The following is a 20,776-nucleotide window of genomic DNA, read 5'->3' on the forward strand; positions in this document are numbered from 1 at the left end:
CCTACTTTAACGAGTTGATGGTGTGGCAAACTTGGCAGAGTTTGCCGCCTTGAAGCTCGTAACTCATTAGTTTCACGCCTTTTGTATTCAGCTTAAACCTGTTAAGGTCGAGTCTGAGTTTCTCAAGCTTGTAGTCGAGGTCCCTCCTCTCAACTTCTGCCCACTCCTTAGACTCCGGCGGAGCGGGTATAGCTATCTGCGGGTGCGGGTTGTGGCAGGTTATACAGGCGATTTTCCCTTTAACCAGTATCATCTTCGGCTTTCTCTTCTCGAGAACTTTAATATCTATCTTCGGGTGAAGCTCTGCCATAGACGAGATATCAACTATCTGGGCTTTGCCCTTTACGAGCTTCTCAACTTTCTCCCTCTTTGCCATTAGGTGTTCCGGTGCTCCAACGTGGGGCGTTTCGGTGTGACAGCCCACACACGCCTTGTAGGCCTCAAGCTCCGCTCCAACCCCGTGGCAGTAGATACACGCCCTCTTCTTCTCGTCCCACGGTATCTTAGAGGCTATAACCTTGTGGGGGTTGAATTTCCTGTAGCACTCTGGGTTGTGGCACTGGTAACAGAAGTCAAACCTGTTCCTGAGCGGCCGTTTCGACCTCAGGAAGAACTTGTTGTGGCTTGTCATATCGTGACAGGTTGTACACACCATGTGGCCGTTTTTCATCGGGAAAGAGGGAGGAACCTGTATGCACTTGGTGTATATAACCTTGCACTCTGTCGGGTGAACAACGGGACACCCCTTGGTGTGGCACTGCAGACAGAAGCTATCGTTCGTTCCCGTATAGCCCACTCCTCCGCACTCGGCCGCAACAGCAGCCGGGTGTGCTCCAAGTAGAGCCGTTAAAGCTACCGCTAAAACTCCCTTCCTCATCTCGTCCAGGTCCCCTTTGTATGGCATTCCATACAGAATCCCGGCCTGTGGCACCTGCCGCACTTGGCCGGGTCTGCTGCAGCCTCTATGCTGTGGGTGTATTCGTAGTTCCTCGGGTGATACCTGTGCTGTATAACGTCGCGTCTTTCGTGGCACTCTATACAGAAGCGTTGCCTGTGGCAGTCGCTACACTTCTTGGGAGCTGCCTCGTAGGCGAACCTGTGGGTCTTGAGCCAGTCTCCCGTTTTGTGGTCTGCAGGCTCTATCTCCTTCATGTTGAAGTGGCAGATGTAGCACTGAGTAGGTGCATTGGGAGCAGGAGATACTCCCGGATTATTGTGGCAGTAGTGACAGGTAACTTTTGAGGGCATTATGATTTTCTTGGAGCCCTTCTCTGCGGCCTCTATATCGGCCCAGCTCATCTCAACGTTCATCTTGTGACAGGGAATACAGCCGTGCTCGTCTATGAACTTCTTGTGGTCTAAGTGGTGGAACTTGGCAAATGCTCCAAGCTCCTCCTTGTAGTTGACCTTCTCACACTCCTGTCCGCAGGAGTTGAGGAGCACTCCCGCGGCTAAAAGGGAGAGTATGGCTACGGCTCTTCTCATTTCCTGTCCTCTGTCTGTTTTTCAGTTCTCCAGCTACCACCCCAGAAGAGGTAGTTGTAGCGGACTATGAGTCTAAGGTCTCTGTCGAAGTCCTCGTTCTGTCTGAGGTCTATACCGAACTCAAGGTTAGAGAAGTCGGTGGTTTGGTAGGTTCCTCTGAGGTAGTAGGCGGTTGCCCACTGCTTCCCGTAGGTAATCTTGCTGTACCTTGCTACGTCTACGGTTCCTGTTAAGGTAAACTTGGGACAGATGAACTTTGTGAAGCCGAACTCAAAGCCCCTTAAAATTCCTATCCAGCTGTTCTGGTAAAGCAGTGCACCGTAGGCTCTGAGACCCTCCTCAAACCAGCGGTCCCTTATGAGACCCACCTTGAGAAGGTGGCCCCTGTCTTTTCCGTTCCTTTGAAGGTCGGTTATTGAGTAGTTTCCGAAGAGCTGCCAAGTTCTGTTAAGCTGGTAGTAGGCGCTCTGTGTAAACCTCAGCTCCCTGCCTTGGGGAGAGAAGAGGTGGAATATAGTGTTCTCGTAGCGGTTATCGTAGTAGGTGTAGCTGCCGTTGTAGTATTCAAACTCTGAAGTGAGCCTGGTTCTTATAGAGGGGAAGAGGTTGACTCCGAAGTTTGCGCTCACCCACTTACCGTTGGCAACGTCGTACTCGAACCGGCTGAACTGGGAGATTTTGGGCGTTAGGTATTTAAAGTTACCGACTGCTACCGAGCTCTTCTGGACGTGCCCTCCGTGCCTGAGGTGCTCAAAACCCAAAAAGAGCCCGTTGTAGTCGAACCTGAATCCCCCGAGGAAGTCGTCTCCGCTGGGGGAGTTCGGCTCAAAGTAGCGCGGTTTTCCTACGTAGAAAACGTATCTGACCTTACCGGTTTTCCCCTGGTACCTAACGGCGTCTGCTATGTAGGTTTCAAAGCCTTCAGATATGAACTGACGACCTACGGTTAAAACGTTGTCTTTTCTCTTATCGAAGGGAACTTCCACGTAGAGCTGGTAGATGTCTACGTTCCAGTCGGTTCCGTAGCCGAGGTCTTTCCAGAGCTTACCGTAGAAGTGCAGCTCGGAGTTTCCCTTAAGGTCTCTAACGTCCAGCTTCAGGTAGTTGTCGAAGGGGATTGAGTCTCGGTCGTATATGTCCTGTCGGAACTCGATTTGGGTTTTAAGCTCCCCCTCGTACCCCGGGACCTTTATGGCTGCCTGTGTTTGTGTTGCAGAAAGGAGCCCTATCCCCGAGGCGATAACCGCCAGAGCTGCTCTCTCTATCCCCACGTTAATCCCTCTCTGCTGAAGCTGTGTTTTAAAATACTACATAACCGGATAATTCGCTGTCAAGTTTTTAAGAAAATACCTCATTCCTAATCTACTGATTAGCATATCAAGGCCAGCTGAGGGGAAGAACTTCCACCTGCTCACCTGCCTTGACCTCCCCCCTGTGGGCTTCAACCACCGCGAGTCCGTCGCAGAGGGCCATAGATGTGTAGTTTGCAGTCTGTTGACTGCCTGCGTTCTTTACGGTGATTTTACCGTTTTCTTGGTGGATTGTAACTCTTACGAAGTCCACTCGCCCCTCCCGGGAGTGGAGCTTCTCGGCCGCCGTTGCCTTTATGTACCTGTTCTCTACATCGCTCCTTCCGGCCAGCTTTCTAACTGCCGGTAACAGGAACTCAAGGGCGTTCACTGTGGTTGCGGCCGGGTATCCGGGAAGGCCTATTAAGGTTTTTCCTTCTTTAACGGCAAAGAGCAAGGGCCTTCCGGGCCTTATGTTCGTGGAATTGAAAAACACTTTGAAGCCGAGTTCCGGAACTGCCCTTTTTACAAAGTCAAACTTGCCCTTAGAGATGCCGCCTGTGGTCACTACAAGGTCTGCGTTCTCTGCTGCCTCTTCTATCACGGTTTTTAGCTTCTCCGGAGAGTCTTCAACTGTTCCCATGTACACCGTTTCGACCCCTTCACTCTCCAGTAACCCTTTTAGGAGGTAGTAGTTTGTGTTCCTTGCGGCCCCGGGCTTTGAAGAGTGGTAAGGTTCAAGTATCTCGTTGCCGGTTGTTATGAGGGCCACCTTGGGTCTCCTGAAGACCTTTACTGTATAGATGCCCACGTGGGCGATGAGGGCCACTTTCCTGGGTGTTAAGAGCTCTCCCTCTGAGAGGATTTTCTCTCCTTTTTTAGCTTCGCTCCCCCTGTAGTTTATTAGTTGGCCCGGCTTTACCGCTTTTTCAATCACTACGGAGCTTCCCTTCTGGAGCGTATCTTCCACCCTGACTACTGCATCTGCCCCTTCCGGGACTATGCCGCCGGTCATCACAAATGCGGCCTCTCCCGGCCCTATGGGGGCTACAGGCTCTTTTCCGGCCTCTACGGTTTCCACTACCTTGAGCTCTGCCGGAAGCTCCCTGCAGGAGCTACTTACAACTGCAAAGCCGTCTACTGCAGAGAGGTCGGCGTTGGGTAGCTCTTCCGGGGAGAAGAGGTTTTCCCCCAGGACTCTGCCGTAACACTCGTGGAGCGTTTTTACCTCTTTCCCCACCGGTTTAACGTGAGAGAGTATAAGGCGCAGGGCCTCTTCCCTTGTTACTTTCATCACTCTCCTCCTTAAGGTCTGCCGAAAGGACAGATGGGGAATACACACACCGGGCAGCTGTGGCATAGGCCTCCGTGGCTTTTTGCGGCAACTTCCCCTTTGGAGATTCTCTCTCCAACCAGGAGCTTCGGTAGCCATATGTCAAAGGAGGTTGCCTTGAAGAAGAGGGCTGCAGCAGGAACTGCCACAACCGGTTTCCCCTTTACCCAGCCCATTGTCAGCATATTCCCCGGCTGGATTGGATTCCCCCTGATGAAGTTCTCCGCTCCGGCCTCCCTCAGTGCCCTGTAGGTAACGTCGTCGGGGTCTACCGAGGTGCCTCCCGTGAGTATTACTATATCGAACTTCTGGGCAAACTCTTCTATCTTCTGCCTTATCCTCTCTTTGTCGTCGGGGAGTATCACCCTCTTAGCCACCTGGCACTTGAAAAATTCAAGTTTCGGCTTAAGTCTTTCGTAGAACTTGTCCTCTATGCGGCCGCTGTACACCTCGTTACCGGTTATTATGAGGCCTGCCTTTTTCTCTGTAAACGGAATTACCTTCATTATTCCGCCTTTTGCGAGCTCTACGGCCTCCTCTACCTCTTTCCTTGGGGCCACAAGCGATATTATCCTGACGGCCGCCACTTTTGTTCCGGGCTTAACGTACATATCGGAGTGGATTGTGGGACACGAGGGTTCCCCTATGGAGTTGAAGGCTATCAGCTTCTCTACATCTACCTTGAAGAGGCCGAAAACCGATGAGTAGATGTTTACCTTGCCCTCTTTCGGCTGGCTGTCCCTGTAGAGGTTTTCCCCCATTAGGGCATCTGCGAGCATTACGGCGGCTTCATCTTCGTGGATTTCGTCTTCTGAAAGCTCCAGAACGTAGATGTGCTCTTTCCCCAGCTTTTTCAGTTTCTCAACGTCTTCCTCCCTGATTACGTGGCCCTTTTTGAAGGCCCTGCCCTTAAAGTTCCTCTCAAGGTCCACTTCTGTTATGTCGTGGGCGAGAACGAGTCCCACTGCCTCTTCCACTTTTACCAGTCTCTTCATGGTTCCTCCTTTAAAACCGGTAGCAGTTGTGGTGATAGGTAAAAGGTTGCAACCCTACCGGGCTCCAAGAGCTTATTGGGCAGAAGCGAAGGGGGAAGGTGGAGCTCAACTTCTCTCCCCTCAAAGAGGGCCGTTACTTGGGTGGTGCCCCTACGGAGCTTCACCTCTTTAACTTTGAGCTCCAGCCTGTTTGTCTCTTGGGCCGGGTTCAGGGCAACCGAGAAGGGGAGGACCGATACGAGCACCTTTTCTCCCCTCTTGAAGGGTCCCTTCCTGCACTTTATCCTCTTTCCCCCTGCCGTTTTTACAACCGTTTGGTTGCCGTTGACCTCGCACACGGTTGCTTCTATGAAGCACCGGTGGCCGAGGATTTCCGCCACTCGCTTGCTCCCCGGCGATAGGTATATCTCCCTCGGCTCTCCCTGGGCCAGGGTTTTGCCGCCGTCCATGACCACTACTTGGTCTCCCAGCTCGAAGGCCTCGTCTATGTCGTGGGTTACAAGGAGTGTGGGTAGGGAGAACTCTCTGATTATTCTGAGGATTTCTCTGTGAAGCTCCTCCTTCAGGCCGGCGTGAAGCGCTGAAAACGGCTCATCCAGCAGTAGGAGTTCTGGTTCTGCTGCAAGAGCCCTTGCAAGGGCAACCCTCTGTTTCTGCCCTCCCGATAGCTGGCTCGGGAGTTTCTCCTTCAGGTGCTCTATCTGGAGGAGTTTGAGTAGCTCGTTGGCAAGCTCCCGCCTCCTGCAGCCGTAAGTTACGTTTGCCCATACGTTTAAGTGGGGGAATAGGGCAAAGTCTTGAAACAGAAAACCCACTCTCCTGTGTTGGGGTTTGAGGTTTATGCCCTCCTCGGAGGAGTAGAAGACTTTTCCGTTAACCTCTATGTGGCCGCTATCTGGCTTCACAACTCCCGCAACGCAGTTGAGAGTAAGGCTCTTTCCCGAGCCCGACGGAGCAAAGAGGACAGTCACGAGCCCCTCGGACTTAAAAGAGACGTTAAGGTTAAACTTCGGAAGGCGTTTCTTTACCCTAACCTCTACCACTGCTTGCTCCGGTTCGAGAGTCGGTTGATTGCGTAGATGGTTACGAGGGCTATGGCTGCGGTAACTGCGGTCAGCAGGTTTGCCCTTTCAAAATCGCCGTTGGATACGGAGCTGTATATCTCGAGTGGAATGGTGTTTGTTTTGAACGGTATGTAGCCGGCCAACATCAGCGTTGCGCCGAACTCCCCGAGGGCCCTTGCAAAGGATAGAATTACGGCCGCCACTATCCCCCGCTTTGCGAGGGGGAGCACAATCCTGAAGAAGGTGTTTACCTCTCCCTTTCCCAGCGTGTAGGAGACCGTAAGGAGCCTCTTATCTACGGCCTCTATTGCCGCCCTTGCGCTCTTTACAAATATGGGAAAGGAGGCCACGGCTGCCGCAACTACCGCCGCGTACCAGGTGAACACTATCCCCTTGTGAAACAGTGTGTAGAGAAGCTCCCCGATTGGTCCTTTCCTGCCGAGCAGCAGTAGCAGTATGTAGCCGGTTACCGTCGGCGGAAAGACAAGGGGCAGTGTGATGAGGGCATCTACGGCGTTTTTAAAGGGGAAATCCCTTGTTGCGAGCATGTAGGCCAGGGGGGTTCCTAAGAGCGTAACTATGGCGGTTGACGAGATTGCCACCTTTAAAGAGAGCTTCACCGAAAAGAGGGCCAGGGGGTCCAGTCCCACTACGGCCTCCTGAATCCGAAACGTTCCATCTCTCTCTCTGGGAGGCTATGTAGCGTGTTCAGGAATGCTTCGGCCTCTTTAACGTTCCCCCCTTTAACGGCGGCCCCGTAAAAGATTGCCGGCGAGTGGCTCTTTTCGGGAAGCACCTTAAGTAGCTTTACGCTCTTTTTGAACTTTAGGTAGTCGGACAGGTAGACGATTCCGGCGTCTGCGTTCCCGGTTGCCACCCAAACTGCAACCTGCCTGACGTTTGGGGCAAACACGAGCCTGTTTTTGAGTTCTCCATAGAGCTTCAAGTTCTTTAAAGCCTCTAACGCGTACCTTCCCACTGGGGCCGATTTATCGCCTACGGCTATGGTTTTGGCCTCTTTTAGGCTCTTGATTTTTGAGTCCTTCGGAACGATTACAACCAGCTGGGTTTTTGCCACCGGTTCTATCGAGCTTTCTACGAGCAGCCCTTTCTTTTTTAGGTACTCTACCCACCTTTTGTTGGCCGAAAGGTAAACGTCGGCTGAAGCTCCCTCCTCTATCTGTTTGGCCAACCTTCCGGAAGAGGAGAAGTTGAATACAACTCTTCCCTTAAAGTGGTTGGCGGCATCTTTTGCGAGGTCCCTCATCCCCATGGCGCAGAACACCCAAACCTCCTTTGCGCCGGCATCAGAGAGCCAGAGGGCAACAAGCAGCAGGCTCAGCAGTAGCTTCAGCCTTTTCACGCTCCACCTCCTTACCCGTAAAATTAAAAAAGGGTCAGCCCCGAGCCGGAACTGACCCTTTTTTGGCGGGTTCCTTTCCAAGCCCGGGAGGCACAGCCGTTTCCAGCTGTACCCTATCGGTCTGGCACCGTAGGCTGTAGCCCTTAGGTAACCAGACTCGGAACCCGAGTCACGATTATACAACAACTTGTGTTAGAATGGCTAAAAATAAAAACTCTTCGGAGGGACACCTTGAAGGCGATAATCCTTGCAGGGGGTTCGGGAACGAGGCTTTTTCCACTCTCCCGTAACAACTACCCGAAACAGTTCATAGAGCTTATCTCCGGGAAATCCTTCTTTCAGGACACGGTAGAGCGTTTCCTGACCTTTTTGTCCCCCCAAGACCTTCTCGTCTCAACGAGGAAAGACTATGCCTTCCTCGTTAAGGACCAGCTTGAGCAGATAGGGGTTGATAACTCCCGGGTTTCGCTGGTTCTAGAGCCGTCCAGCAGAAATACGGCTCCGGCTATAGCTTTAGCGGTAAGGGCCCTCCTTGAGGAGGGGGCGTCTGCAGACGAGGTGGTTTTTGTTGCTCCGTCGGACCACTTCATCAGGCCGAAGGAGGCTATAAAAAACCTCTCTGTAGAGGTTGAGGAGGCCGCGAAGGCGGGATACATAGTGACCTTCGGTATAAAGCCGACCAAGCCCGAAACGGGCTACGGTTACATCCTCCTCGGAGAAAAGGTTAAGGGTAACGTTTACAGGGTGGAGCGCTTTGTAGAAAAACCCAACTTTGAAAAGGCCCTTGAGTACGTCTCTTCTGGCAACTACTACTGGAACTCCGGTATGTTTGCCTTTACCGTAGAGACCTTTACGTCCGAGCTTAAGAGGTTCGCTCCTGAAATCTACGAAGTGATTTTCGGGGGTACCTTCCAGGAGGCCCTCGAACGGTTCGATACCCTTCCCGATATCTCCATCGACTACGCCGTTATGGAGAAGACCGACAGGGCCGCCGTTATTCTGTGTGACTTTGTGTGGTCCGACGTGGGGTGTTGGGATTCAATCTACGACCTGCTTCCAAAGGACTCCAACGGTAACGTGAAGGACGATAAAACCTTCCTCCTTGAGACCAAGAACAGCCTGGTTCTCAACAGGGACTTTGAGGGCGATAGGTTAATCGTGACGGTAGGCCTTGAAGATGTTATGGTTGTCGGGACAAAGGATGTGACCCTTGTGGCCAAGAGGGGTGAGAGTCAAAAAGTTAAAGAGATTGTTAAAGCTTTAAAGGCCGACCCGGAGTTTGCCCGCTACGCCATGACCCATCCCCTCGTTTACAGGCCGTGGGGCCACTTTATAGAGCTCGGCAGGGGTGAGCGTTACAAGATAAAGAGGATTACCGTTAAGCCCGGCGGTAAGCTCAGCTACCAGATGCACTACCACAGGAGCGAGCACTGGATAGTGGTTAAGGGAACTGCTAAGGTCACCATAGGGGACCAGGAGATGTTCGTCCACGAAAACGAGAGCGTTTTCATACCCAAAACCACTCCCCACAGGCTTGAGAACCCCGGAAAGGTTCCCCTCGAGGTTATAGAGGTTCAGGTTGGTGAGTACCTGGGAGAAGACGATATCGTAAGGTTCCAGGACGACTACGGAAGGGCTTAACGCCCTTCCTTTAACACCCTGACAACCGTTACCAGCCTACGCTCTATCAGGTTTTTACAGTAGTTTTCCCTTTTTCCTGCGTTTATTATCGCCAGTGCGTCTTCCCTCGTATTTACGAGGGAGGCGAGGTTAAACATCAGCATTGCGGCCCTCGGGGCCTTGTGAAGGCCTGCCTCGTAGGCAAGGCAGAAGCTTAAGGGGAAGTTACTTTTACCCAGTTTCATGGCTACAACCATGTAGCTCCTGTACCTTACCTGTCCCGAGAGCAGAAGTTTTGTGGGTACGAACCTTGCAAGCTGGGCTATCTCGTTATAGGTGGGTATGTATCCCATCTCTATCGCCTGCGAAAGGTAACTCCCCGCCCTTTGGTAGTTGTTTAGGTTCATCTCGATTCTCGTCAGTAGCACCAGGCCCTTCACCTGGCTGGGAACGAGTCTGTGGTACTCCTCTGCCAGCGGTAGGGCCTCTTTGGGCCTGTTGAGGAAGTTGTAAAGCCTTGCGAGCCTGTAGTAACCGTCTACACAGCCGTTTTCAACGGCCAGTTTGTAGTGGAACTCGGCTTTTTTAAAGTCTATCGGAAGGTCCCCGTAGTCCCCTTCGTATATGGCCCCGAGGAGTATTGCTGCAAAACAGTAACCTTCCTCCTCCCACTCTTTTAGTAGTTTGATTGCCAACTCTTCCCGGTTGTGGTTTATCAGGTAGAGGGCGTAGAGCCTCATGGCCGGCGTGTACCTGAGCTTCGCAGCTTTCTCTATCCAGTAGAGGTACTTCTCCTCGTTGCCGGCGCTGAGGTAGAGCTTCGCCAGGGCAACCATAGCTCTCGGTACCCCCTTTACCTTTGCGTAGTAGTAGAGCACTGCGCCGGCAATTTGGGGGTTTTTATCTTTGAGGAACAGGGCCAGCTCTATTTCCGCCTTGGTATTACCGTAGCTGCACGCCTCTTCAAGGAGTTTAAGGGCCTTTTCCGGGTTGTACTTTAGAAGTTCCATCCCCCTTTTGAAGAGTACTTCTGACGGGTTTTCCTTTGTGGCTTTCACTTCTACTCCGTAGAGCTCCTTTAGGCGGCGAAGCTCTTTCCTCTCTTGTTCCATCTGCGGCGGAGCCGGGCACCTGCCTGCCGCCCCGTACAGCCGTTGAAGGTCTGCTATTGCCGGCTTTACGCCCAGTTTGGCAAACCGCAGGATGGTTTTAAAGTCGCCGCAGCTGTTACCCGAAAGCTCCCACTTTACCCTGGCTACCCGATACTGTGCCTCAAGGAGCGGAAGGGCCCTTTCGTACCACCTGAGGGCGGTTAACAGGTACTCTTTCCTCTCTGCCTGAAGTTTCAGTTTTGCCTTAAAGAACTCCTCGGGTGTTTTTGCCGTGACAATCGGGCAGTAGCTCAGTTTAAGGCTTTTGGCCCGAATTTCGTAAATCTTTCCCAGTTTAAGAGCGGCCTCTTTATCCCCGTACTTTACGTAGAGCTCTTCCAGGAGCTTCTCTGCCTCGGAGAGTTTCCCCTCCCTTATAAGCAGTGAGGCAAGCGTCAGGCCCGCCTTTTCAATCCCCGCCTTGTAGGCCTTCTCTAAGAGCTCCTCGGCCCTTTTAACGTTTCCCTTCTCAAGGTAGTAGTTTGCAAGGAGTTTGTAGAGCTGAGGGTTCTGCCGGGCAAGTGCTAACGCTTGCCCGATTACCCTCTCGTTTACCCGGTTGTTCTTTATCAAGGTTTTGATGAGAAGCTCCTGTGCTCCCGGAACTCCCTCTTCTGAGGCGAGCCTTAGGTACTTTATCGCCTTATTAACTTCTCCTTCCTTTAAGTAGAACTTCGCTATATCCAGTAACGCCTTCTTAATCCCCTTCTCGTAGGCGAGCTCCAAGAACTTCACTCCCTCTTCGGGGGGCACCCCCTTAACTTTACCCTCTACAATTAGCTTCCCGTATAGGTAGTAGGCCTGTGGAAAGCCCCTTTTCACGAGGGGTCTAAGCTCTTTGACTGCTGCCGGGTAGTTGCCCTGAGCGTAGTACTCTTTTGCCAGCTTTATGTCTGCACAGGAGCTTATAAAGGCCACGCTCAGCCCTAAGATAAGTAGAGCAAGCCGTTTCATCACCAGTACCTCTTTATTCTTAAGAAGACGCCGTAGGCGTTCCACTGGTCGAGCTTCCCGGAATAAGCCCCTCCCGGGATAAACAGGGTGCCGGCGGCAACGTACCTCCAGCGTCCGTTGCCGGTTATCTCTCCATCGATGAGCAGGTCGAGCTCTGTTCCCAGGTCTCTGCTTTTACCGTTGGGAGCTATGAAGTACCTCGAGAAGGGAGCGTAGGGGGAGATTTTGTACTGCAGGTACTTGATGAGGTTTGCTTCCAGCCAAGTATCTTCCCCTACCTTGTAGCCTCCAAAGAGCGAAAGGAGCACCAGGTTGTTTAGGTCGGGGTTTGCAAGCTCCCCGTAGTACCTGATTCTGTTGGGCCCAAACAGGTAAGACATTGATGTTGAGATTTTGGGGAGGTAAAAGTTCGTGCTCCCCGTTCTGCTGTTACTTCCCTGACCAACTGCAAACCGGAAGCCCACTCCTTTGTTTCTCTCATCACCGAGGAGTCTCTTTGCACCGATTTCCGCCCCTATACCGTGAACGCCCTTGTAGTACGTTGCGGTGACAACCTTGTAGGCCGTACAGTCCTGCTCGATTGAGTCTGTGAAGCCCCTTTTGCCCCACATGTAGCCCAAGTCCAGCCAGTAGCTGCCCCACTCCTTCTCTCCCTTTAGCCTCACTCCGAGCCAGTTGAGGTTCTCTTTCGGCCTTACCCCTTTCCAAACGCTGGGGTCGTTGAGGTTTGAGAACCTCTTCTTGTACTCCTTTATGAAGAAGAAGCCCAAGTGTTGCCTGTAGTAGTACTGGTAGTCTGCCCTGGCCACCAAGTACCTGTAACCTTGCAGGTTTATCCTCTCCTCGCTACTGCTCACCCTTGAGTCGCTGAACCTGCCTCCTGCAAACAGGTACCAGTTCAGTAAGGTGCTCTGGTATCTGAGCCTTAAGCCGTCTAAGTAGTTCCTGTACCAAAAGCCCCTCGGCTCAAGTAGCGGCATTCTACCCAGCGAGAGGTCGTAGCCGGGGGTGTTCCTCTCTTCAAAGGTTTTCGTGTTGAGGTATAGGTATCTGATGTCCCACCAGCCTTTTCTCCTTGTTGTGTGCCGGAACCGCTGGTAGCCGATTCCTCCGTAGATGTCGCCCCATACCGAAAAGGAGTTGAAAAGGTCTGTGACGAACCTGTAGCCGAGCCTTCCTATCAGCTCCCTGCCCCTCTTTCTGCACCCGGTTCTCGGGTCGAGCCCCTCTACAAAGGAGCCGTCTACGAAGAGGTAGGTCTCTCCTATAAAGGTGGTGGTTTTGGAGGAAGCGGTTTCTGCCCTCTTTTCCTCTTCTGTAGGTTGCTTCAGCGGTTGCGGAAGTTTGGGCTCAGTTACCTTTATCTGCGACTTTACCTTTTCGAACTCCTCCTCCCACTTGAAGGAGAGGGGAGAGGTGGAAGGTTTGCCGGGTTTTTCCGGAATTCCCTTTTCGGTAGCTGTTTCCCTTGTTTCTATTTTGTTTGCCCTTTTCTCCGTTTCGGTTCGGGCGGGGAAGACCCACCTTTGCGGTTTATAGTAACAGTCCCTTAAGAAGGCGCTGGGGAAGAGCTGTTTAACTTCGGATAGGGCGCTCTTTGCCTTCTTAAAGTCTTTCCAAAAGCCCACTCTCACCGTGTACATGTGGCCGATTTTCTCTACCCTTACTTGGGGGAATTGGTTTTGAAGCTCTTTTGCCTCTTCTATTAGAAGGTCCAGGTTCCCGGGAGACGATGCTACCTGAATACAGTAGTATTCGTCCTCCTCAAGCCCGAAGGCCGTTGCCGGTAGAAGGAGAAAGAGAGCGGCTATATTAATGAACTTCCTCACCGAAGTACCTCCTCTTAATTCTGGAAAGTTCGGCCTCGATGTCTACCTGTTTGTCTTTCGGTCTGAGTTGGTTCATCTTCGAGAGGATATCCGCTATTTCCGGTTTAACCTCCTCAAAGTCGGACTTCCCGGTCATTTTGAGCTTGAGCCGCCATACTTTCGAGACGGTAAGCTTCTTTTCTATGAACCTTATGAGGTCCGGGTTCTGCTCCAGGTACTCGTCTCCGACCTTTTTAAGGACGTTTTCCTCCCAACGGAAGTAGCGGTAGAAGCGAACGTTTTTTCTCTTTATCCTCTTCTCCATACGTGCAAGTTTTTTCTGGAATGCCTTATCTGCTATTCTCTCTGCTTTTGCGTCTAAAACTCCCCAAACTCCTCCAAACTTTGCCTCGAGCTTCCTGAACTTCCTGTAGGAGAGCTTCACCGCCTCTTCCGCTTCCGCTTCCCTTTCGGCCGGTTCAACTCCCCAGACTTTACTCTCCAGGAGCACCCCTTCTCTGATGCGCCTCTGAGCCTCTTTAAAAGCTATCTCAACGTTTTCCTTCTCTTTTCGGTCTTTCAAAATGGGCAGCAGGTAGAGTGAGTAGTAGGCTTTGTTGGAGCCGAGAATGGCCGCCTCCGAGAGGAGAACCTCCCCCTCTTTAAAAAGGGGAGAGCCCTCTTCTGCAAGGGAGAGGGCCGTAAGACCCAGCTCTAAAACTGCATCGGCTTGGCCGTTCTGTGCCGCTTCTATCAGGAGCTTCACCCCCGATGCCAAGGCCGAGCTCTTGAACTCTTTAACGCTGCTTATGCCTTTTTCTACCTGCTCCCTCGCCTCTATAATCCTCATCAGCGCTATCGGTACAAGGGCCTCCCTGTTCCCGGCCTTCAACAGGTTCTGCTCGAGCTTGAGGAAGGCCTCTTTAAACTCCGGAACCGTTTCCCTTATAAGGCTGGGGTCCCCGATTCCCGGAACTATTACCGGGCGGGAGTTTTGGTACTTCAAAATCTCCTCGGTGTAAGGGGTTAAATCCCCGCTGAAGATGAAGGGGCTCGCCTTAAAGCCGTTTTTGTATATGGCTATTCCGCCGAAAAACGTTTTTATGGCGCTTTTTAGGTTGTCTTCGTAGCTGTTGCCCTGTGTCCAGGCCGAGGCCGCAAGGTGGAAGGGGTCCCTGTATAAGTTTCTGTAACTCTGGTAGAGGATGTTTATAACCGAAACCTCCGTCCCTGAGCCCAGATTCCTCCTTATCCGGTTGTTCATCACCTGGGCATTGAGGCTGTTCCTCACGTAAACCCCGTAGGCTCCGTTCCTCATAATAAAGTTCTTCTCTATGAACACGTTGTCGCTTTCAAGGAGGGAAACCCCTCCGAGCCTGTTCCCCAGCAGAACGTTCCCCTCTATAAGGGCAGACGAGCGCCTATCCATCATCACGCCCGCTCCGTGGTTGCCCATGCAGAGGTTTCTAAAGATTTTTCCCGTAACGTACCTGGAGAAGACGATTCCGTGGGCTTTGTGGGCCCCCTCTATGAGGTTGTAGCCTACGATTAAGTTCCTGCTCCAGTCGTGGGGGTCAACGTTATACTGGAAGTTGTCCCTCAGAATGTTTGCTATCAAAACGGCCCTTTTCGTGTTGTTGGAGTAGAAACCCATGAAGTTATCTTCCAGGTTGTTCCCTACAATGTATGCAACCGGTTTTCTGTGGAGCGTGAAGAGCTCTACAAACTGCGGCGTTTCAAACTCTTTCAGCGGAACCGACAGATTTATGAACAGGTTGGCTATGGGAGAGTGGAAGAGTTTATTCTCCAGCTCCCACTGACTTACCGAAATTCCAAAGGAGGAGAAGAGGCCCCTGTATCCCAGCCCCTTTACCGTTGAGCCTACAACGGTGACTTTTCCTCCCCTTATCGTGAGTATGTGGGGCCTCTGGGGGATTACCCCGTAGAGGTAGTAGGCCTCCTTCGGGATTTTTCCCAGCGGCAGGTACCGGTTCTTCTCTGTATCCCAGGTGAGGACCGTTGAGTTTACTATTTTCAGCTCTCCGGCGTTCATTATGGGGGCGCCGGGGTTAAAAGCAAGCCTAAGGGTTTCTCCCTTTATAAAGAGCTTTGCCTTCTCCCCTATGAACATCGGGGCTTTTAGGGTGTAAGTGTGCCTACTGTTCTTCTCAAGGTAGCGGTTACCCACAATTCTGTGAAGCTCCTCGAGGGTGAAGTTACCCTTCTCGAGGATAACCATCTTAAGGTTCGGGTACTTACTCCACTTGAGAAAGTAGTCTTCAAAGGGAAGGAAGAACATGAACTTCACCGGTACGAGGCTGACCTGATGAACCTTCGTCTTTCTGAAAGGCTTAGACAGCTTTTCGGGGGAGTACCGTTTCCTGACCTCTTCAAACGAGGGGATTGATACTCTCTTTTCCAGTTTTTTGGGCAGTATCAGCTTCGGGTGTTTGAAGTAGGGAACTATTACCTGCTTCTTGTAGTACTTCTCAAGGTAAACTTTCGGTGGGTTTTTCTCCACTACAAGAGGGCTCTCCGCACGGGCGGCACCCGAAAGTGCCGCCCACGCAAGGGCTAAGGAGACGGTTTTTATCAGCTTCTTCATCTGGGGCCCCTAACTAAAACTTAGGCAGTAGGGCGAAAACCGGTTTGAGCAGGGGAGGGGTGAGGTCTATCTGGACCTCTACCGAGTTTCCTATGTCGTCCAGTGAGCAGCTGTCGGGGGGAAGCTCAATCTTTACCCTGTCGTAGTTCCAGGCGAACGAGTAGGCCGGCATAGGCGAGGTGGAGTGGAGAGCCGCAAGGGAAGGCGAGGCCTTGATTTCCACTATCTTGCCTATTATCACCTTGCCGTCGAACCTTATCACCCTTGCCGTGTCTCCCACCCTGACCCTTTCAAGGTCTTTGTGGAGTATGTTGGCGAAAACGTAAACCCTCTTCCCTTTGGGCAGGACCAGCATCAGAGGGTCCCCTTCCCTCACTGCGTCGTTGTTCGTAACAAACACCTTGGTAACCGTTCCCTCTACAGGCGAGGGGATTACAAACGACACTAAGCCCGGAACGTTCATAAATCCCAGAATCTCGTCTTTCTTTATCCGGTCTCCCGGATGGATAGGGTTCTTAAACTTGAAAAAGCCGCTTGCGGGGGTTCTGATAACCTTTAAAGGCGCATCGTAGAAGGCCGATACCGCCCTGACCAGGTAAACACGGGTGTAGAGGGCTTCCAGAATGAAGATAACCAGCGTCAGTATGATAACCACGAAGAGGAAGGTTATGAATATCCTCCTGAGTATCTCCTCTGCTTCAGCCCTTTTGGGAGCCTTGGGCTTTCTCGCCTCCAGGGCCTCTCTGAGGTCTTCCCTTTTAATGGTGTTTATGAACTCGTCTACCGAAGGCTCTATGCTTCCCTCAAGGTAGGCCTCTATTATGTCCTGCATCAGGGATATCTGGTCGGGGCGGAGCTCTGTGAACCTGCACCCTATTGTCCCGTCGGGGTTTTTCCTGAGGAACTCGAGCTTTATGTTCTTTATAACGGTATCGAAAGTGTCGAACGGAACGATAAGGTTACCGGTTGCCCAGCGCTTCTGGAGGTACTCCTCCGGCAGGCCTATGATTGCACATCCGCCGATTGACCAGTCTTTGAGCTTGTACCTTTTCCCGTCTATCTCTATGTAGGCGGGTATCCTGTACCTGGGAAAGTGGCGGGTCGGCTCCGCCCGGAACTTCATCTTCCCTATGTTGTTCTGGTTCTTCTCCTCGCTCATTCTACCTTCCCCCGAAAATTCTTGTTAGGTTAATCAGGTCGTAGATGTTGAAGAACCCGACCGAGTAGCCCGTTAGTATGAAGAAGGTCAGTATCTTTGCCACAAGCTCCATGTGGGATGTTGCCACTACGTAGAGCCTATCCCAGATGGTCTCCTCTCCGGCCAGAATCGTCTTCTGTCTTGTCCACTTCTGTCTGTAGAGGTGACTGGTGATGTAGATTTTCACCAGTGAGCCGTATATCTGGTTGAAGTAGAGGAAGAAGGGCCACGACATGTAGTAGTAGCCCCGTTGCATGGCGTAGTAGAGGATGATTATGAACCTCGTAAAGAGTATCCACCAGAAGTAGGCAAATATTATTCCGCCGCCCCACTTTATCTCTCCGAGTATTGCGGCAAGTAGGCCGTAGAGCCCGGTCCACATCGTTATACGCTGGTCCCTTATCATGTACCACATGTAGAGAGAGGCGATACTGGAGGGTATTTTCATCGCCCTGTAGGTTGCCCGAAGGGAGTTACCGTACCAGCGCATCATCAGCATGGTTGCGCCTTTGAGGAAGTTCGGGTCGGGAGGGTCTTCGTGGGTGTACACCATCGCGTCCGATACGTAGAGCATCTCCCACCCGTTCTTCAGTACGTAGTACCAGGTGGACTTGTCGTCTCCCGTTAAAAAGCGCAGCCATCCTATCCGCCAGTGCTCTATAAAGTCGTACTGGACGGTCTCTGTAAACTCAGGGTCCAGGAAGAGGATTCCCCTGTAAACGGACATCCTTCCGGTTAGGGTCGGAACGCGCCTTGAGAGGGCGGCGGAGGCCATGTAGGTGTCGCGCTGGGCAAAGCGGAGTTTATACCACTGTTTGTAAACTTTGTAGGCAAAGTTCTTCTCCTCAAGGATACAGTCTTCGTCTGTGGTTACGGCCCCCAGCTTCGGGTAGAGGGCAAAGAGCTCTGCACACTTCTCCATAACGCCGTCTGTCAGTATGGAGTCTCCGTCTACAAGGGCTACGATTGCGTCTTTAAGGTTTACGGGCTCTTTGAGCAGGGCCCTGAAGGCCACAGCCAGTCCGTCCCTCTTTCCGGTTCCGGCAAACCGAACGATTATCAGCTTTGTATTCTGGGGCGGTTTGAGGGTGGTCCAGAGTTTCTTAACGAGGTTCTCCTCCGATTTCTCAACGACAGAGGCGATAAGCGTGGCTTTCATACCTTTGTTTGCACAGTTTATGATTTCCCTTATGGCGGCCCTGTAAACGCTTATGGAGATGTGTTCGGGGATTCGGTAGGTTGTGACCAGTATGAATACGTTCTTGGGCAGCATCTCTCTCGGCAGGGCCCTTGCCCTCTTCCTGATTGTGGGAAAGTAGACCTTCTTGTAAAAGGTTGCCCTGAGTGCGTTGATGATGAACCAGGTGTACCTCCAGGCGGCTATGGCTCCGATGATGATTAGGTACCTTTTCGCTTCCGGCACGAAGTATATCGGCCATAGCCAAAGGGCGTAACCTATGAGGAAGAGGATGTAGATAATCGTGTAGATTATCTGTTGCAAGGTTCAAAGGCCCCCATAAATCGTTTTTCTTTAGGGTAGTAGAGCTTCTCTGTATCGGTTGAGCGGTTACTGCACATCTTATCCTGAGGAGTCCTCATTATCTTTAAGGCGGCTTTAAGGTTGTTGTCGAGGAAGTTGTAGGTTACCTCGTTCTCTATTCCGAACTCCTTTGTGTCCCCTCCCAACCTTATTCCGGCACCTTTGTTGTCGAAAACTATGTTGTAGCGTATAACCTCTCGGTTCCCCCTTACCGATATCCCCCCGCTTGTCTTCTGCATACTTTTGAGACACACGTTGTTCTCTATTACGATTTTGGTTGCTCCCTCCTTAACGTCTACACATTCGGCTCCGTAGGTGGCTATGGTGTTGTACCTTATGAGTATGTTCTTTGTATGGTCCGGGTGGCCGTGGGTCTGCTCGGGTGCAGTTCCTACGTAGATACCTTCCCCGTTTTGCTTCCCCCTTCCGAATACGAAGTCCCTAAGTCCGCAGTGGGATATCGAGTTCCAGGCTATTTCGCTGTTTTCGGAGTATTTGATTCTCAGACACTCTCCCAGTGCGTTTTTCAGGTTAACGGCCTCTACCCTTATGCCGGATAGCATCTTCTCCGGTGAGCCGTGGATGTATATGAGCTTGTCGTGGTAGCAGTTCTCCTCTGTACAGTCGGCGAACTGGCCGTTTATGTTCAGGTGGAGGAGCTGAATGTAGCTGTTTCTGACGTCGATTATGCGCCCTTTAGGTTTGTCGTTCCCCACTATGAGGCTTCCCGGGGTTCCCACTACTGTGATTGGTTTTCCGGGTAGGCCGTCTCTGACCGTTTTGATGTTTTCTCGGTAGGTTCCCGGCATCAGGACTATTGTGTCTCCCGGTTGGGCAAGCTCCAGGGCACTCTGTATGTGTTTCAGGGGGTACTTTGAGGAGAGGCCAGTGTTGTCGTCGTCCCCCTCCGGGGACACGAAGAAGACCCTGCCGCCGTTGTAGATTTTTACTGGCGGCAGGGTCGGCTCTGTCTGGACTCTTTGGGCTGCAGTTGAGCAGCCGGTGGCTGTTATGAGTAAGGCCACAGATAGACTTAAAAGCTTAAGCGCCTTACCAGCACATTCCATAGTATTCACACCTCTCTATCAGGTCGTTGCGCTTGTAGAGTAGACCGTTAAGGTCGAATACCCGTTTGCCCTCGTAGGCTTCGGGCTCTTGGGGGATTTCCTTGAAGCTCCCGGTTAAAACCAGGTTCTTCTCTTTAAAGGTCTCTTCGGGGGAGTTGAGGAACTTGACTTTTGAGAAGTCTATGAACCCCTTTCCGAAGTACCCTTCGATGTGCTCCCTCTTCACGAGGGGGTCATAGAAGTTTAAGGTGTATCCGGCTTCTTGGAGCTCTTTCGCAAGGTAGACTGCCGGCGACTCTCTGACGTCGTCGGTTCCCGGCTTGAATGCAAGGCCTACTATGGTTACCGGCTCCGTTTTCGGAACCACTTCTTCAACCATCTTTTTGGCTTTCTCTATGTGTTTCCTGTTTGAGGGCATTACGTGCTCTATCAGGGGAATTTCAATTCCCTTTTCTCTGGCTATCGCTACAAAGCCTTTAACGTCTTTGGGCAAACAGGAACCTCCGAAGGCGAATCCCGGCTTTAGGTAGTAGGGAGATAGGTTCAGTTTCCTGTCTTTGCAGAACACCTCCATAACGAGCCTTCCGTCGGCTCCGTGGCGCTTTGCAAAGTACCCCACCTCGTTGGCAAAGGCAACCTTTATTGCGTGCCATACGTTGTCTACGTACTTGACCATCTCAGACTCTACTATGGGGAGTTTGATTTTGGCCTCCGGAAGTTCTTTGTAGATGTCGAATAGGAGCTGTGCCACCTCTTCTTCTTCCGTCCCGACGACCGTTTTTGGAGGATTGAAGAAGTCGTAGATGGCCGTTCCCTCTCGGAGGAACTCGGGGTTGAATGCGTAGCCGAAGTCTTTTCCCCTTTTCTTGCCGGAGTGTTTCTCTATGGTGGGTATTATGAGGTTGTGGGATGTTCCGGGGGGAATGGTGCTCCTGTAGACAACGGTGTAGAAGCCCTCTTTCTCCTTGAGGCCCTCCCCTATTGCCTCTGCGGAGGCTTTAACGTAGGAGAGGTCTACCTCTCCGTCGGGTCTTGAGGGAGTTCCAACGCAGACGAAGCAGAGCTCGGTCTCCTTTACTGCCTCTTTAGTGTCGGTTGTGAAGGTAAGTTTATCTTTAACTTCGTTAAAGTATTTGTCGAGGTCCGTTTCGTAAATGGGGAGCTTCCCCTTCTTTAGCATGGAGATTTTCCTCTCGTTAACGTCAACTCCCACAACTTCATGGCCCATTTTTGCCAAACACACTGCTCCAACGATACCTACGTAGCCCATACCAATGACTGCTACTTTCGGTTTTCTTTCCATA

16 protein-coding genes and 1 riboswitch are annotated in these 20,776 nt (G+C 51.8%); of the genes, 1 reads left to right on the top strand and 15 read right to left on the bottom strand.

Going from position 1 to position 20,776, the window contains the following annotated elements; translation table 11 throughout:
• Position 1: 1 nt before the first annotated feature.
• From THEAM_RS03955 to modA, 8 genes are all read right to left on the bottom strand, one after another.
• On the bottom strand, positions 2–877 hold the full coding sequence (locus THEAM_RS03955) for a cytochrome c3 family protein (protein WP_013537535.1): 876 nt from the start codon (positions 875–877) through the stop codon (positions 2–4).
• On the bottom strand, positions 874–1,485 hold the full coding sequence (locus tag THEAM_RS03960; protein WP_013537536.1) for a hypothetical protein: 612 nt from the start codon (positions 1,483–1,485) through the stop codon (positions 874–876). Before THEAM_RS03960 ends, THEAM_RS03955 begins: the two co-directional genes overlap by 4 nt.
• Complete coding sequence (locus THEAM_RS03965) at positions 1,482–2,756, bottom strand: hypothetical protein (protein ID WP_013537537.1); 1,275 nt, start codon at positions 2,754–2,756, stop codon at positions 1,482–1,484. The genes THEAM_RS03960 and THEAM_RS03965 overlap by 4 nt, the downstream gene beginning before the upstream one ends.
• A gap of 106 nt (positions 2,757–2,862) precedes the next feature.
• Complete coding sequence (locus THEAM_RS03970) at positions 2,863–4,068, bottom strand: molybdopterin molybdotransferase MoeA (protein ID WP_013537538.1); 1,206 nt, start codon at positions 4,066–4,068, stop codon at positions 2,863–2,865.
• An 11-nt stretch (positions 4,069–4,079) separates the two neighbouring features.
• Complete coding sequence (locus THEAM_RS03975) at positions 4,080–5,102, bottom strand: molybdopterin-binding protein (protein ID WP_013537539.1); 1,023 nt, start codon at positions 5,100–5,102, stop codon at positions 4,080–4,082.
• On the bottom strand, positions 5,099–6,145 hold the full coding sequence (locus tag THEAM_RS09560) for an ABC transporter ATP-binding protein (RefSeq protein WP_013537540.1): 1,047 nt from the start codon (positions 6,143–6,145) through the stop codon (positions 5,099–5,101). The genes THEAM_RS03975 and THEAM_RS09560 overlap by 4 nt, the downstream gene beginning before the upstream one ends.
• On the bottom strand, positions 6,139–6,816 hold the full coding sequence (gene modB, locus THEAM_RS03985) for a molybdate ABC transporter permease subunit (RefSeq protein WP_013537541.1): 678 nt from the start codon (positions 6,814–6,816) through the stop codon (positions 6,139–6,141). The genes THEAM_RS09560 and modB overlap by 7 nt, the downstream gene beginning before the upstream one ends.
• The gene (gene modA / locus THEAM_RS03990) at positions 6,816–7,529 is read right to left on the bottom strand and encodes a molybdate ABC transporter substrate-binding protein (protein ID WP_013537542.1); all 714 of its coding nucleotides are present in this window, start codon (positions 7,527–7,529) and stop codon (positions 6,816–6,818) included. Before modA ends, modB begins: the two co-directional genes overlap by 1 nt.
• Before the next feature lie 54 nt (positions 7,530–7,583).
• Positions 7,584–7,704: riboswitch (molybdenum cofactor riboswitch) on the bottom strand.
• A 56-nt stretch (positions 7,705–7,760) separates the two neighbouring features.
• Here modA and THEAM_RS03995 point away from each other — a divergent pair.
• Positions 7,761–9,170: a mannose-1-phosphate guanylyltransferase/mannose-6-phosphate isomerase gene (locus THEAM_RS03995; RefSeq protein ID WP_013537543.1), complete on the top strand. Its 1,410-nt coding sequence runs from the start codon at positions 7,761–7,763 to the stop codon at positions 9,168–9,170.
• Here the strand turns inward: THEAM_RS03995 and THEAM_RS04000 are convergent.
• From THEAM_RS04000 to THEAM_RS04030, 7 genes are read right to left on the bottom strand one after another with little or no spacing between them, the layout of a single operon-like run.
• Positions 9,167–11,254 (bottom strand): tetratricopeptide repeat protein, encoded by a 2,088-nt coding sequence (locus THEAM_RS04000; protein WP_013537544.1) that lies wholly within the window; start codon positions 11,252–11,254, stop codon positions 9,167–9,169. The two genes, THEAM_RS03995 and THEAM_RS04000, sit on opposite strands and share 4 nt — an antisense overlap.
• The gene (locus THEAM_RS04005) at positions 11,254–13,083 is read right to left on the bottom strand and encodes an SPOR domain-containing protein (protein ID WP_013537545.1); all 1,830 of its coding nucleotides are present in this window, start codon (positions 13,081–13,083) and stop codon (positions 11,254–11,256) included. Before THEAM_RS04005 ends, THEAM_RS04000 begins: the two co-directional genes overlap by 1 nt.
• Positions 13,067–15,667 (bottom strand): right-handed parallel beta-helix repeat-containing protein, encoded by a 2,601-nt coding sequence (locus THEAM_RS04010; RefSeq protein WP_013537546.1) that lies wholly within the window; start codon positions 15,665–15,667, stop codon positions 13,067–13,069. Before THEAM_RS04010 ends, THEAM_RS04005 begins: the two co-directional genes overlap by 17 nt.
• Positions 15,668–15,680: 13 nt before the next feature.
• Positions 15,681–16,826 (bottom strand): biotin/lipoyl-containing protein, encoded by a 1,146-nt coding sequence (locus THEAM_RS04015; RefSeq protein ID WP_013537547.1) that lies wholly within the window; start codon positions 16,824–16,826, stop codon positions 15,681–15,683.
• Between the two features lies 1 nt (position 16,827).
• Entirely contained in the window at positions 16,828–18,366 is a 1,539-nt protein-coding gene (locus THEAM_RS04020; protein ID WP_013537548.1) for a glycosyltransferase, read from the bottom strand.
• Positions 18,354–19,472 carry a DUF1565 domain-containing protein gene (locus THEAM_RS04025; RefSeq protein ID WP_013537549.1) on the bottom strand — a complete coding sequence of 373 codons (1,119 nt, stop codon included), beginning with the start codon at positions 19,470–19,472 and terminating at the stop codon, positions 18,354–18,356. Before THEAM_RS04025 ends, THEAM_RS04020 begins: the two co-directional genes overlap by 13 nt.
• Positions 19,456–20,775 (bottom strand): nucleotide sugar dehydrogenase, encoded by a 1,320-nt coding sequence (locus THEAM_RS04030; protein WP_013537550.1) that lies wholly within the window; start codon positions 20,773–20,775, stop codon positions 19,456–19,458. The genes THEAM_RS04025 and THEAM_RS04030 overlap by 17 nt, the downstream gene beginning before the upstream one ends.
• Position 20,776 lies beyond the last annotated feature (1 nt).

This window comes from Thermovibrio ammonificans HB-1 (assembly GCF_000185805.1).
In the GTDB taxonomy this organism is placed as follows: domain Bacteria; phylum Aquificota; class Aquificia; order Desulfurobacteriales; family Desulfurobacteriaceae; genus Thermovibrio; species Thermovibrio ammonificans.

Excerpts from the sequence above, each read along its gene's own strand:
- THEAM_RS03955 (WP_013537535.1), bottom strand. The coding sequence starts at position 877 with ATGAGGAAGGGAGTTTTAGCGGTAGCTTTAACGGCTCTACTTGGAGCA.
- THEAM_RS03960 (WP_013537536.1), bottom strand. The coding sequence starts at position 1,485 with ATGAGAAGAGCCGTAGCCATACTCTCCCTTTTAGCCGCGGGAGTGCTC.
- THEAM_RS03970 (WP_013537538.1), bottom strand. The coding sequence starts at position 4,068 with ATGAAAGTAACAAGGGAAGAGGCCCTGCGCCTTATACTCTCTCACGTT.
- THEAM_RS03975 (WP_013537539.1), bottom strand. The coding sequence starts at position 5,102 with ATGAAGAGACTGGTAAAAGTGGAAGAGGCAGTGGGACTCGTTCTCGCC.
- THEAM_RS04000 (WP_013537544.1), bottom strand. The coding sequence starts at position 11,254 with ATGAAACGGCTTGCTCTACTTATCTTAGGGCTGAGCGTGGCCTTTATA.
- THEAM_RS04010 (WP_013537546.1), bottom strand. The coding sequence starts at position 15,667 with ATGAAGAAGCTGATAAAAACCGTCTCCTTAGCCCTTGCGTGGGCGGCA.
- THEAM_RS04015 (WP_013537547.1), bottom strand. The coding sequence starts at position 16,826 with ATGAGCGAGGAGAAGAACCAGAACAACATAGGGAAGATGAAGTTCCGG.
- THEAM_RS04025 (WP_013537549.1), bottom strand. The coding sequence starts at position 19,472 with ATGGAATGTGCTGGTAAGGCGCTTAAGCTTTTAAGTCTATCTGTGGCC.
- THEAM_RS04030 (WP_013537550.1), bottom strand. The coding sequence starts at position 20,775 with ATGGAAAGAAAACCGAAAGTAGCAGTCATTGGTATGGGCTACGTAGGT.